Source organism: Micromonospora rosaria (assembly GCF_001567585.1).
Taxonomy (GTDB): domain Bacteria; phylum Actinomycetota; class Actinomycetes; order Mycobacteriales; family Micromonosporaceae; genus Micromonospora; species Micromonospora rosaria.
The window spans coordinates 19229-31645 of the sequence record NZ_LRQV01000087.1 but is presented as its reverse complement, the minus strand read 5'-3'; the positions used below and the strand labels follow the sequence as shown (position 1 = coordinate 31645).

Annotated in this window: 10 protein-coding genes; 4 read left to right on the top strand and 6 right to left on the bottom strand. The window is 74.3% G+C overall.

The window, feature by feature from the left end; genetic code table 11:
* Nucleotides 1–157: 157 nt before the first annotated feature.
* A complete protein-coding gene (locus AWW66_RS21165) occupies nucleotides 158–1261 on the top strand; it encodes a glycosyltransferase family 9 protein (RefSeq protein WP_067369268.1) in 1104 nt (367 codons plus the stop codon).
* Between the two features lie 144 nt (nucleotides 1262–1405).
* Here AWW66_RS21165 and AWW66_RS21160 read toward each other — a convergent pair whose 3' ends face one another.
* Complete coding sequence (locus tag AWW66_RS21160) at nucleotides 1406–2257, bottom strand: glycosyltransferase family 2 protein (RefSeq protein WP_067369266.1); 852 nt, start codon at nucleotides 2255–2257, stop codon at nucleotides 1406–1408.
* Nucleotides 2254–4218 (bottom strand): D-glycero-beta-D-manno-heptose 1-phosphate adenylyltransferase, encoded by a 1965-nt coding sequence (rfaE2, locus tag AWW66_RS21155; RefSeq protein ID WP_067369263.1) that lies wholly within the window; start codon nucleotides 4216–4218, stop codon nucleotides 2254–2256. The genes AWW66_RS21160 and rfaE2 overlap by 4 nt, the downstream gene beginning before the upstream one ends.
* Nucleotides 4219–4436: 218 nt before the next feature.
* Here rfaE2 and AWW66_RS21150 point away from each other — a divergent pair, with 218 nt between their 5' ends.
* Nucleotides 4437–4988 carry a type 1 glutamine amidotransferase domain-containing protein gene (locus tag AWW66_RS21150; RefSeq protein WP_067369260.1) on the top strand — a complete coding sequence of 184 codons (552 nt, stop codon included), beginning with the start codon at nucleotides 4437–4439 and terminating at the stop codon, nucleotides 4986–4988.
* Nucleotides 4989–5188: 200 nt separating this feature from the next.
* Nucleotides 5189–6838: an MDR family MFS transporter gene (locus AWW66_RS21145; RefSeq protein ID WP_245648409.1), complete on the top strand. Its 1650-nt coding sequence runs from the start codon at nucleotides 5189–5191 to the stop codon at nucleotides 6836–6838.
* Between the two features lie 98 nt (nucleotides 6839–6936).
* Here the strand turns inward: AWW66_RS21145 and AWW66_RS21140 are convergent, their stop codons facing one another.
* Nucleotides 6937–7428 carry an NUDIX domain-containing protein gene (locus AWW66_RS21140; protein WP_067369256.1) on the bottom strand — a complete coding sequence of 164 codons (492 nt, stop codon included), beginning with the start codon at nucleotides 7426–7428 and terminating at the stop codon, nucleotides 6937–6939.
* Nucleotides 7429–7526: 98 nt separating this feature from the next.
* On the opposite strand from AWW66_RS21140, the gene AWW66_RS21135 reads away from it, so the two are divergent.
* Nucleotides 7527–9161, top strand: coding sequence for a fatty acid--CoA ligase (locus AWW66_RS21135; RefSeq protein WP_211272042.1), 1635 nt, complete (start codon nucleotides 7527–7529; stop codon nucleotides 9159–9161).
* 255 nt (nucleotides 9162–9416) lie between these two features.
* Here AWW66_RS21135 and AWW66_RS21130 read toward each other — a convergent pair whose 3' ends face one another.
* From AWW66_RS21130 to AWW66_RS21120, 3 genes are all read right to left on the bottom strand, one after another.
* A complete protein-coding gene (locus AWW66_RS21130; protein WP_067369252.1) occupies nucleotides 9417–10433 on the bottom strand; it encodes an NADPH:quinone reductase in 1017 nt (338 codons plus the stop codon).
* Between the two features lie 86 nt (nucleotides 10434–10519).
* Complete coding sequence (locus AWW66_RS21125; protein ID WP_067369249.1) at nucleotides 10520–11656, bottom strand: glutathione-independent formaldehyde dehydrogenase; 1137 nt, start codon at nucleotides 11654–11656, stop codon at nucleotides 10520–10522.
* 101 nt (nucleotides 11657–11757) lie between these two features.
* Nucleotides 11758–12411 carry an HAD family hydrolase gene (locus tag AWW66_RS21120; protein WP_067369246.1) on the bottom strand — a complete coding sequence of 218 codons (654 nt, stop codon included), beginning with the start codon at nucleotides 12409–12411 and terminating at the stop codon, nucleotides 11758–11760.
* Nucleotides 12412–12417: the final 6 nt, after the last annotated feature.

The following is a 12417-nucleotide window of genomic DNA, read 5'->3' as shown; positions in this document are numbered from 1 at the left end:
CGACCAGGTCCCGGCCGGTCGCGCCGACCAGGTTCCGGCCGGTCGCGCCGACCAGGTTCCGGCCGGTCACGCCGTGCCCGCCGACCCGGCCGCTGACCGCGAACTGCACCAACCGGTCACGCCCGCCGCCGGCCCGGACCGGCGGTGACCGGACGGCATGGCCAGCCCGTCCCTGCTCGGCCCGGCCGGCGACGTCGTGCCGGACGTGGCGCGGATCGCCGTCCTGCGGGCCAACGCGCTCGGTGACTTCATCTTCGTCCTGCCCGCCCTCGACGCGCTGCGGGCCGCGTACCCGGGGGCGGAGATCGTGCTGCTCGGCGCGCCGTGGCACGCGGAGCTGTGCCGCGACCGGCCCGGCCCGGTCGACCGGGTGTTGGTGGTGCCGCCGGCTCCCGGCATCCGGGTGCCGGGCCCCGGCGAACCCGAGGGCGGAATGACCGACTTCCTGGCGGCGGCCCGCGCGGAACGCTTCGACCTGGCGTTGCAGTTGCACGGGGGCGGGGCCAACTCCAACCCGGTGGTGACCGGGCTGGGCGCGCGGGTGACCGCCGGGCTGCGCGCCGAGGACGCGCCGCCGCTGGACCGCTGGGTGCGGTACGTCTACTACCAGCACGAGGTGCTGCGCTACCTGGAGGTGGCGGCGCTGGTCGGGGCCCCGGCGACCACCGTCGTCCCTACCCTGGCGGTGACCGACGCCGACCGGGCCGAGGCGCACGCCGCGCTCGGCGCGGCGGGTCGCCCCCGGGTGGCGCTGCACCCCGGGGCCTCAGACACCCGCCGCCGCTGGCCCGCCGACCGGTTCGCCGAGGTCGCCCGGGAACTGGCCGCCGAGGGGTACGAGGTGCTGGTCACCGGTACGCCCGCCGAGCGGGACACGGTGGAGCGGCTGGTCACCGCCGCGCGGGCCCCGGTCCGGCCGCTGGTCGGCACCCTGGGCCTGGGCGGGCTGGCCGCCTGTTACGCCGACTGCGCCCTGGTGGTCTCCAACGACACCGGCCCGCTGCACCTGGCGGCGGCGGTGGGCACCCCGACGGTCGGCGTCTACTGGGTGGGCAACCTGATCAACGGCGGCCACCTCCTGCGCGGCCGGCACCGGCCGATCGTCTCCTGGACCGTGCACTGCCCGGTCTGCGGCGTCGACTGCACCCGGGGCCTCTACCCGCACCGGGAGGGCAGCGGGGAGTGCCCGCACCGGGACTCCTTCGTCACCGACGTACCGGTCGCCGAGGTGCTGGAGGCCGCCCGGGAACTCCTCCCGTAACCGCCACCCCTCGCCGCCCCGCCGCGCCTCGCCGCCCCGCCGCGCCGCGCCGCCGCGCCGCCCCGCCCCGCCGCGCCGCTCGCCCGGCCGGGTCGGTGAGAAGGGTTCCCTTCTCTACCGTATGGGTTAAGAAGGGGCCCTTCCTTACAGGACGGCCTGCCAGGCTTCGACGTCGCGGTCGGTGACGGTGGTGGGCGACTCCAGGTGGTACGCGCCGCTGGGCAGGACTCCCGCGCCACCGTGCCGCGCCAGCATCGTGAGCTGCGCGGCGACGTCCTCGCCCTGGTGGTTCGCCGGCACCCGCCGCCAGAAGTCGAAGCCGCCGGAGTCGACCAGCTTCGCCCGGTCGTACAGCACGCAGCCGCCGATCCAGGAGACCTTGTACGCCCGCCAGGCGCCCGCCGGCAGGTCGAGCCCGGCGGTGACGTGCAGCAGGTTCGCCGCCGAGTGGATCTGGGCCCGGTCCCAGGCCGGGGTGCCGGGGCGGACCCGCTCCGGGACCGGCCGGCCGGTCCACTCCTCGTAGTGGCGGTGCGTCTGCGGGCGGACGTCGTCGAGGTAGGAGAGCCCGTGCACGGCGTTGCCGACGAAACCGCAGCCCAGCTCGTCGAGCGCGGTGACCAGCCGGCGCAGGGCACCCGGTTCCAGCCAGACGTCGTCGTCGAGGCAGAGCACGTACCGGGCCGCCGACGCGGCCAGCAGGTACGCCCGGTGCTCGGCCAGTCCCCGGCGGGGCAGCCGTCGGGTGAGCAGCACCGGGTGGCCCCGGTGCCGGAGCGCCCGGACCATGGTGGCCGCCGCCGGGTGGGCGTACGCCGGTTCGTCGTCGGACTGGTCGCTGACCACCACCCCGAACCCGGGTACGTCCTCCTGGGCGGCCAGCCCGGCCAGAGTGACCGCCAGTTCGGCGGGGCGGTTGCGGGTGGGGACGAGCACGTCGAGCCGTCGCTCCCGGCGGAACCCGTCGGCGGTGCCCAGGTCGAGGGGCCGGGTCACGACGGGGTGCTCGGTACGGTCCCCGCAGCCGGCGTACCCTCGCCCGTCGGCGGGCCGGCGGCACTGCGGTGGTGCGCCCGGATCCGGTCGATGATCGCCGACGTGGACCGGTCCGGCACGTACCCGAGGGTGCGGACCTGGCCGCCGAGCCGGCGGACCAGCGGTGCCTCGGGGACCAGTTCGGGCGGGTAGTCGCCGCCCTTGACGTACACGTCGGGGCGGATCAGGCCGATCAGCCCGGCCGGTGAGTCCTCCTCGAAGACCACCACGTGGTCCACGCAGGACAGCGCGGCGAGCAGGGTGACCCGGTCCTCGACCGGGTTCACCGGCCGGTCGGCGCCCTTGAGCCGGCGGACGCTGTCGTCCGAGTTGACCGCCACCACCAGCAGGTCACCGAGGGCCCGCGCCTGTTCCAGGTAGCGGACGTGCCCGGGGTGCAGCACGTCGAAGCAGCCGTTGGTGAAGACCACCGACCGCCCCGCCTCCCGGTGCCCGGCGACGATCTCCGCCAACTCGTCCGGCTCGACCAGCCCCGGCCGGGCGTCGGTCGCCGGCTGGTCGCCGAGCGCGCCGAGCAGGTCCTCCCGGCGGCAGACGCAGGTGCCGGTCTCCGAGACGGTGATCGTGGCGGCGAGCTGGGCCAGTTGCGCGGCGATCGGCAGCGGTGCCTCGGCGGCCAGGGCCAGGGTCATCGCGGCCAGGTACACGTCCCCGGCCCCCACCGCGTGGCTGGCCGGCACGGGCGTGCTGTGGCTACGCCGGGACGTCCCCTCCGGCCCGCCGACGATCGCGCCCTCGGTGTCCAGGGTCACCGCCACCACGTCGGCCCCGGTGTGCGCGCGCAGTTCGGCCAGCCGCGACTCGGCCAGCACGGCCCGGTCGACCCCCTCGCCGGCCCCGGTGCTCACCGTCACCCCGGTACCGGTCACGCTCAGCCCGTCCCCGGTCATCGCCACCCGGTCCTCACCCGGCACCGGCTCCCCCCGGGGCGCGCCGGCCGTGCGGGAACCGGCCTCGGACGCCGTCCCGACGGCTCCGGCGGCAGCCGTGTCCCGGGAGCCGGGGTCACCGGCGGGGGCGCTGGCAGCGGTGCCGTCCCGGCTGCCGGCGCCGCCGGGGGCGGCCCCGACGGTCAGCTCCGACGGGCCGTCGGCCGGGTCGTGGTCGGGGTGGTCCAGGTGCAGGTCGTTGGGGATCCCGGACCCGTGCACACCGGTGCCGCGTGCGTCGCCGCCGGGTCCACCCGGTCGACCGGGTCCGCGTCCGCCGGTGGTGCCGGCGCGGGCCAGCAGCCGGGTCGCCTCGGCGAAGCTCGGGGTCACCACGGTGGGGGCGAGCCCGTGCCAGTCGGCCAGGTCGTGGGCGTCCAGCGCGACGGTCGCGTACCGGTCCCGGGCGGCGATCAGCCAGGCCCGTACCGGGGCGGGCAGGGCGCCCAGCCCGTAGTCGCAGACGACCAGGGTGGGCTGCACCCCACCCGAGGCGGCCCGCAACTCCTCGGTGGCGCAGTCCAGCGCGGTGAGCAGCCGGGCCACCCCGTCGGCGGTGAGCGCGTCCTCGGGGTCGCCGGAGTCCTCCCGGAGCAGGATCTGGTTGCCGGCGAGCATCCGCCGCTTCACCGGGGTCGGCCGGCCCGGCTCGTTGACGGTACGGTCCCACACGCCCGCCCGGTCCAGGCAGTCGTGCACTTCGTCCCCGGCGGCGTCCGCCCCGACCGGGGCGACGAGCACCGCCCGCCCGCCGAGGGCGGCGACGTTCACGGCGGTGTTCGCCGCGCCGCCGGCCGCCGAGATCCGCCGCCGCAGGGTGAGCACCGGGGCGGGTGCCTCCCGGCAGAGGCGCTCCGAGTCGGCGAACCGCCAGTCGTCGAGCATGGCGTCCCCGATGACGAGTACCGGCCGTCCCAGCCAGCTCTGCACGACGGTGGCGAGCCGGTGCTGTTCCGCTGCTGCGTGCGCCATGCCGCCCGGGTCCCCCGCCCCACCCCACTCAAACCTGAGAGGAAGGGCACCCTGTTAACGCTTCTGGTAGAGGAAGGGCCCCTTCCGCACCGGGCGGCGCGCGGTGGGTGCCTCGTGGTGGGGACCACCCTGGGCGCCGGGTTTCCGCCACCCGAGGGAGGGAACGGTTTCCCGAGAGCGAGGGGTCGGTTTCCCGACGAGACGAGAGGAGACCCGAGATGGCAGCGACGACACTCCAGGGCAAGCGGATCGCGTTCCTGGCCGCCGACGGCGTCGAGGAGGTCGAGTACGTCCAGCCCCGGCAGGCGGTCGAGGAGGCGGGCGCCACGGTCGAGCTGGTCTCCCTGAAGCCCGGTGCGATCCAGGCCTTCAACCACCTGAACCAGTCCAGCACGTACGACGTGGACGTGACCGCCGCGGACGCGGACCCGGCCCGGTTCGACGGGCTGGTGCTGCCCGGCGGGGTGGCGAACCCGGACTTCCTGCGTACCGACCCGGACGCGGTCGGCTTCGTCAAGGCGTTCTTCGACGCCGGCAAGCCGGTCGGGGTGATCTGCCACGGCCCGTGGACCATGATCGAGGCCGGCGTGGTCTCCGGCCGGCGGATGACCTCCTGGCCGAGCCTGCGCACCGACCTCACCAACGCCGGGGCGAACTGGGTGGACGAGGCGGTCGTGACGGACAACGGCCTGGTCAGCAGCCGCAAGCCGGACGACCTGCCGGCGTTCTGCGCCAAGATCGTCGAGGAGTTCGCCGAGGGCCGGCACTGAGCCGGACGGCGGGGGCACGGGGGCGGCTGACACGTCGTCGGGGCGGGGACCACCGGTCCCCGCCCCGACGTCTGCCCCGCCGGCGCGGACGCCCCGGGCGCGAACACCGCCGGCACGGACGCCCCGGGCGCGAGGACCACCGGTACGCATACTCCTGGTGAGCCGGGAAACCGGGCGGGGTGACGACCCAGGCTCATCCGGTGTTGACCGGCCGGCAGATCCGCCTGCTCATGGCGGGGTTGATGACCGGGATGCTGCTGGCCGCGCTGGACCAGACGATCGTCGGCACGGCGCTGCCCACCATCGTCGGCGAGCTGGGCGGGATCGACCACTACTCGTGGGTGGTGACCGCCTACCTGCTCGCCTCCACCGCCTCCACCCCGTTGTACGGCAAGATGGCCGACCTGTACGGCCGTCGGCCGGTCTTCCTCTTCTCCATCGGCACGTTCCTGCTCGGCTCGCTGCTGGCCGGACTGTCGCAGGACATGACCCAGTTGATCGTCACCCGGGGCGTGCAGGGCGTGGGCGCGGGCGGGTTGATGACGCTCGCCTTCACCATCATCTCGGACGTGGTGTCGCCCCGGGAGCGGGGTCGGTACCAGGGCCTGTTCGGCGCGGTCTTCGGCGTGTCGTCGGTGGCCGGCCCGCTGGTCGGGGGGTACTTCGCCGAGACCAACTGGCGGTGGATCTTCTACCTGAACGTGCCGCTGGCGATCCTGGCGATCGCGGTCTGCACCCGGGTGCTCCGCCTGGTCCCGTTCACCCGGCGCGAGCACCGGGTCGACTGGCTGGGCGCGGCGCTGCTGGTGGCCGGGGTGAGCTGCCTGCTGCTCGCGCTGAGCTGGGGCGGGACCTCGTACCCCTGGGGGAGCACGGTGATCGTCGGGCTCTTCGTGGCCGGCGCGGTGCTGGCGGTGCTCTTCGTCCTCCAGGAGGCGCGGACCGCCGAGCCGATCCTGCCGCTGCGGCTGTTCCGGGGGCGGACCTTCTGCCTGGCGAACGCGGCCGGGTTCGTCCTCGGGCTGGTGATGTTCGGGTCGATCATCTTCATCCCGTTGTACCTCCAGATCGTCAAGGGCGCCTCGCCGACCCGCAGCGGTCTGCTGATGCTGCCGATGATGGCCGGCATCATCGTGACCTCGGTTCTCACCGGGCGGGCGATGAGCCGGATCGGCCGGTACAAGTGGTTCCCGGTGGCCGGCGCGGTGGTGCTGCTGGTCGGGATGCTGCTCTTCACCCGGCTGCGGGTGGAGAGTTCGCTCTGGGTGGCCTTCGGGTTCATGGTGGTGATCGGCGTCGGCCTGGGGCTCTGCATGCAGTCGCTGATCCTCGGCGTGCAGAACTCGGTGGACCCGCGCGACCTGGGCGCGGGTACCTCGTCGGCGACCTTCTTCCGCTCCCTGGGCGGCTCGTTCGGGGTGGCGATCCTCGGCGCGGTGCTCTCCGCCCGTCTCGGCACCGAACTCGCCGACCGGCTGCCCGGCGCGATCGCCCAGCTTCCGCCGGACCAGGCCGCCGAGGTCGCGGCCCGGGGCGGCACCGGCATCTCGATCAACGCGCCGGAGGCCATCCTGGCGCTGCCCGCCCCGGTACGCGGGGCGATCCAGGCGGCCTTCGTCGAGTCGCTGCACCTGGTCTTCCTGACCGCCGCCGTCCTGGCCGTGGTGGCGGTGCTGGTGACCGTGGCCCTGCCCGACGACCAGTTGCGGGGTGCGGGGCCGGAGGGGGCGACCGGCGGCACCGGCCCGCTCGGCGGCGAGGCCCCGCCGGCCGGCGGCACGCCGCTGGCGAAGGAGTCCCGGGGCGAGGCCGCCGCCGACATGGAGTCCAAGAGCCAGACCATGATCTGACCCGCGCCGCCACCGGCAGGCGGCCGGGAAGCGGTGGCCGCCGGCCGGGGCGTCACGGACGGGACCGGCCGGCTTCCGCCGAGCGGGTCAGCGCGCGGCTACTTGAGGATGAGGCGGTTGGTCTGCTCGAAGACGTCCAGGTCGGCGAGGGTCTCCGGGACCGAACGGGACAGCGGCTCGGGGAGCTGCCCCGGCCGGAAGAAACCGGCGTCGGTGGTCTCGTCGGTGACCCGGGCCAACTGCCCGTCCCACTCGTCCACCCGGAAGGCGGTGGTGAGGACCTGGTACGTGTGGCCGTACATGTTGGTCTGGATCCGGTCCGGTCCGGTGTAGAGGGCGAAGGCGCTGACCCGCAGGGCCCGCAGCCCGGTCTCCTCACGGACCTCACGGACGGCGCAGTCGCCGATCGACTCGCCCAGTTCCATCGCGCCGGCCGGCAGGGCCCACTGCGCGTTGTCCGACCGGCGGATCAGCAGTACCCGGCCCGCGTTGTCGCGGACCACGGCGCGGGCGCCGACGAACATCAGGGTCCGGTCACCGGCCAGCGCGCGTAGTTGCCCGACATACGAGTCGGCCCAGGAGATGCTCACCCGGACAATCTACGAAGGGTTCCCGGCGCCGGTGCGGATTCCGGGGTTCCCAAGATGTGACCGGCGACACTAGCTTGTTACCCATGCGTAGCACGATGATGGACGCCCCTCTCCAGGTCTCCCGGATCCTCGGACACGGCGCCAGCGTGCACGGCAGCGCCGAGGTGGTGACCTGGACGGGTGGCGAGCCCCGCCGCATGTCGTACGCCGAGGTGGGGCGGACGGCGGCCCGGCTGGCCCACGCGCTGCGCGACGAGTGCGGGGTGACCGGGGACGAGCGGGTCGCCACCTTCCTGTGGAACAACACCGAGCACCTGGTGGCGTACTTCGCGGTGCCGAGCATGGGCGCGGTGCTGCACACGCTCAACATCCGGCTCTCTCCCGACCAGGTCGCGTACATCGCCGACCACGCGGCCGACCACGTGGTGCTGGTCGACTCGACGCTGATCCCGCTGCTGGCCCGCTCGATCGGCGCGATGACCACGGTGCGGCACGTGGTGGTGGTCGGCGGGGGCGACCCGGCCCCGCTGGTGGCGGCGGCCGGCGACCGGATCGCCGTACACCACTGGGACGCGCTGCTGGCCGACCAGCCGGAGGTCTACGACTGGCCGGAGGTGGACGAGCGGGACGCCGCCGCCCTCTGCTACACCTCGGGGACCACCGGCGATCCCAAGGGGGTCGCCTACTCGCACCGCTCGATCTACCTGCACTCGGTGCAGATCTGCCTGCCGGAGGCGTTCGGCCTCGGCCCGACCGACCGGGAACTCGCCATCGTGCCGATGTTCCACGCGATGTCCTGGGGCCTGCCGTACGCGGCCTTCCTCTCCGGGGCGTCGCTGGTCATGCCGGACCGGTTCCTCCAGGCCGCCCCGATCGCCGAGATGATCGCCGCCGAGCGGCCCACCCTGGCCGGCGCGGTGCCGACCATCTGGACCGACCTGCTGGCGTACCTGGACACCCACGACGTGGACGTCTCCTCGCTGCGGGAGGTGATCGTCGGCGGCTCGGCCTGCCCACCGGCGCTGATGCACGCGTTCGCCGAGCGGCACGGCATCGACGTGATCCACGCCTGGGGGATGACCGAGACGTCCCCGCTCGGCTCGGTGGCCCGCCCGCCGGCCGGCGCGACCGGTGAGGCCGCCTGGCGGTACCGGTACACCCAGGGTCGGGTGCCGGCCGGGGTGGCGGCCCGGATCGTCGGGCCGGCGGGTGAGCCGCTGCCCGCCGACGGCGCCTCCGTCGGCGAGCTGGAGGTACGCGGCCCCTGGGTGACCGCCCGGTACGTCGGGGACGACGCCCCGGACGCGGAGAAGTTCCGCGCCGGCTGGCTGCGGACCGGGGACGTGGGCACGTTGTCGCCCGACGGCTTCATCACCCTCACCGACCGGGCCAAGGACGTGATCAAGTCCGGTGGGGAGTGGATCTCCTCGGTGGAGTTGGAGAACACGCTGATGGCCCATCCGGCCGTGCTGGAGGCGTGCGTGGTGGGTGTCCCGGATCCCCGGTGGGACGAACGGCCGCTGGCCACCGTGGTCGTCCACGAGGGGGCCACGGTGACCGCCGAGGAGCTGCGGGACTTCCTCGCCGGGCGGGTGGCCCGCTGGCAGGTGCCCGAGCGGTGGGCGTTCGTCGACGCGGTGCCGAGGACCAGCGTGGGCAAGTTCGACAAGAAGGTCGTCCGATCGAGGTACGCCGACGGCGGGCTGGACGTACGGGAGCTGTCCGCGCCGTAACGTTTTCAGGCGACACGTCGCCTGGATGGGTGAGGGCGTACTCCTGACACCCCTCCCCCCGGAAAGGGCGGCCCCGGCGTTCGCACCGCGCCGGGGCCGCCCGTTTTCTGCGGGATGTGCCCGCAGTCCCATTGTTGCGAAACTTGTTCACTTCCGCCGGGCCGACCGGGAAATCGGCCCCGCCCGGGTCGCCGCAGCTCCGCCCGGGTCGCCGCAGCTCCGCCCGGGTCGCCGGGGCGCCGCAGCCCCGGCCGGTCACTCGCTGGTGGTGGTGGTGAGCAGCACCCGGCCGACCACCGAGTTCTCCACCGCTCGGTGCGCGGCGGCCGTCGCGTCGAGGGGGTGGTGGTGCAGCGGCAGGCCGGCCGCCTCGCCGACCCGGATCGCCCCCTGGGCCACGGCCGCCGCCACGTCGGTCACCGCCTGCGCCTTGGCCGCCTTCGGCTCGGTGTAGACCAGGACGAACTGCCAGCGGGCGTTCGGCGCCATCAGCGGGCGGATCGGCAGGGTGACCTCGTCGCCGCCGTCGTCGGCGTACACGCAGACCGCCCCGCCGCTGCGGAGCACCTGGACGTCGGTCGCGGCGTTGCGCGCCGCGGAGACCTCGACGATCGTGTGCACCCCCTCGGGGGCGATGGCCCGGACCTCGGCCACCACGTCCTGCTCCCGGTAGTTGATCACGTGGTCGGCGCCGGCCGCCGCGGCGAGCTGCGCCTTCTCCGGGCTGCTGACGGTGGCGAGGACGGTGGCGTCCGCCCAGCGGGCGAGCTGGATCGCGGCGTTGCCCACCGCGCCCGCACCGCCCTGGACCAGCACCGTGTGGTCGGCCAGCGCCCCCGCGTGCAGGGCGTCCGGCACGAACTCCCCGGCGGTGAGGCAGCGGTGCGCGGTCAGGAACGGGATACCGAGGCAGGCCCCCAGGTCGAAGGAGGCGTCACCGAGGGGTACCGCCTGCCGGACCGGGACCACCGTGTACTCGGCGGCGGTGCCCCACGGCCGCTGCCAGGCGGCCTCCCACACCCACATCCGCTCGCCGGTCAGCGCCCGGTCGACGCCCTCGCCGACCGCCTCCACCACCCCGGCGCCGTCCTGCCCGGGGATCTGCCAGCCGCCCGCCGCAGGCCCCTGCCGGCGGGACTTCCAGTCGGTCGGGTTGACCCCGGCGACGGCGAGGCGCACCAGCACCTCGCCCGGTCCGGGCTCGGGCACCGGCCGGTCGACCAGGCGGAGCACCGAGACGTCACCGCCGCGCTCGTACACGATCGCTCTCATCGGCGTACCTCCCGTCGGCATCGCGGTACCCGGAACGTCCCCGGTCATGCCGCGACCGGGTGCGGGAGGCCGGCGGGCCGGGCCGGTCAGGCGGCCGGCTTCAGCACCACCTTCGAGTAGCCCGCCTCACGGCGGTCGAAGCGCTCGTACGCCTCCGGCGCCGCCTCCAGCGGCAACTCCTTGCTGACCACGAAGCTCGGCGTGGCCCGCCCCGCGATGATCATGTTGCGCAGGTACTCGTTGTACGCCTTGACGTTGGCCTGCCCGGTCCCCATCCGCAGGCCCTTCTCGAAGAACTTGCCCATCTTGAACAGCAGCTCGCCCCGGCCGGAGTGCTCGTCCGGCGCACCCGGGTCGTGCGCCAGGTAGAGGCCGATCACGCCGATCATGCCGGTCGCCCGGACCACGTCGACGAGGCTGTTCAGCACCGCCGCCGGGTGCTCCTCCCCGCCGTCCCCGTGTGCCTGGTAGCCGACCGCGTCCACGCCCCGGTCGGTGCCGACCCCGTCGGTGCGGTCCAGGATCTGCTGCACCGCGTCACCGGCGGAGAAGTCGATCGGGGTGGCCCCGATGGACTCGGCCAGCCGGAGCCGGTCCGGCACCTTGTCGACCACGAACACCTCGGCCGCGCCCATCAGCATGGCCGAGTACGCGGCCATCAGCCCGACCGGCCCGCCGCCCATGACGGTGATGTTCTCGCCCGGCCGCAGCTCGCTCATCGCGACCCCGTGGTACCCGGTCGGGAAGATGTCGGCGAGCATCGCGAAGTCGTTCTCGTGCTCGGTGCCCGGGGGCAGCTTCAGGCAGTTGAAGTCGGCGAACGGCACCCGCAGGTACTCGGCCTGCCCGCCCCGGTACGGGCCCATCGACACGTAGCCGTACGCGCCCCCGGGGAAACCGGGGTTCACGGTCAGGCAGAAGCCGGTCTTGCCGGCCCGGCAGTTGCGGCAGAACCCGCAGGCCACGTTGAACGGCATCGAGACCCGGTCACCCTTGCGCAGGCTGGCCACGCCCGGACCGACCTCCACGATCGTGCCCATGTTCTCGTGGCCGAAGACGATGCCCGGTTCGGCATCCGTCCGTCCCTCGTACATGTGCAGATCCGAGCCGCAGATCGCGGTGGTCGTGATCTTGACGATGACGTCGTTCGGATCCTGGATCCGCGGATCCTCGACCTCGTCGACCGAGACGTCGTGCGGCCCGTTGTACACCACAGCCCTCATGACCTCGACGGTAGGCGGGCGGGCGGCTCCGCGTACCCGGTTCGGCCGACGTTCCCCCACGCAGGCCCGACCGGCGGCCAGGACCGCCGTCGGGGGCGGGCTCACCCGAGCCGGTCGACGACCTCCGGGGTCAGGTCGGCCACCGTCGACAGGACCACCGCCGCGAGCCGCTCGGCGTCCGGGTCCAACGGGTACGCCCCGTGCGGCACCGCCACCACCCGCATCCCGGCGGCAGCCGCCGACCGTACCCCGTTGGAGGAGTCCTCGATCGCGGCGCAGCGGGCCGGGTCGACGCCGAGCCGCTCGGCGACGGCCAGGTACACGTCCGGGGCGGGCTTGCCCCGCTCGGTCTGCTCGGTGGAGAGGGTGGTGCGGAAACTGCCGGTCAGCTCCGTGGCGGTCAGCGCCGCCGCGATCAGTCGGGTGGGCGAGGAACTGGCCAGCCCCAGCGGCCACCGCGCGGCGATCCGGCGGACCACCTGGTCGGCGCCGTCGATCACCGGTACGTGCGCCGCGTACCGCCGGGCCATCTCGTCGACGACCTCCGTGGCGACCTGCGCGGCGGTCCGCTCCACGCCCAGTTCACCACTGAGGTACGCGGCCCACTCGCCGGTGCTCATCCCCATCAGCCGGCGCTGGGTGTCCGGCTGCCAGGTGCCTCCGTGCGTCGCCACGTACTCCCGGCGGACCTCCTCCCAGACCGGCTCGGAGTCCACGATCACGCCGTCCAGGTCGAAGATCACCGCATCCACCACGCCCCC

Bases quoted from the DNA above. Each gene is read 5' to 3' on its own strand.
- AWW66_RS21165 (WP_067369268.1), top strand. From the start codon at position 158: ATGGCCAGCCCGTCCCTGCTCGGCCCGGCCGGCGACGTCGTGCCGGAC.
- rfaE2 (WP_067369263.1), bottom strand. From the start codon at position 4,218: ATGGCGCACGCAGCAGCGGAACAGCACCGGCTCGCCACCGTCGTGCAG.
- AWW66_RS21150 (WP_067369260.1), top strand. From the start codon at position 4,437: ATGGCAGCGACGACACTCCAGGGCAAGCGGATCGCGTTCCTGGCCGCC.
- AWW66_RS21135 (WP_211272042.1), top strand. From the start codon at position 7,527: ATGGACGCCCCTCTCCAGGTCTCCCGGATCCTCGGACACGGCGCCAGC.
- AWW66_RS21130 (WP_067369252.1), bottom strand. From the start codon at position 10,433: ATGAGAGCGATCGTGTACGAGCGCGGCGGTGACGTCTCGGTGCTCCGC.
- AWW66_RS21125 (WP_067369249.1), bottom strand. From the start codon at position 11,656: ATGAGGGCTGTGGTGTACAACGGGCCGCACGACGTCTCGGTCGACGAG.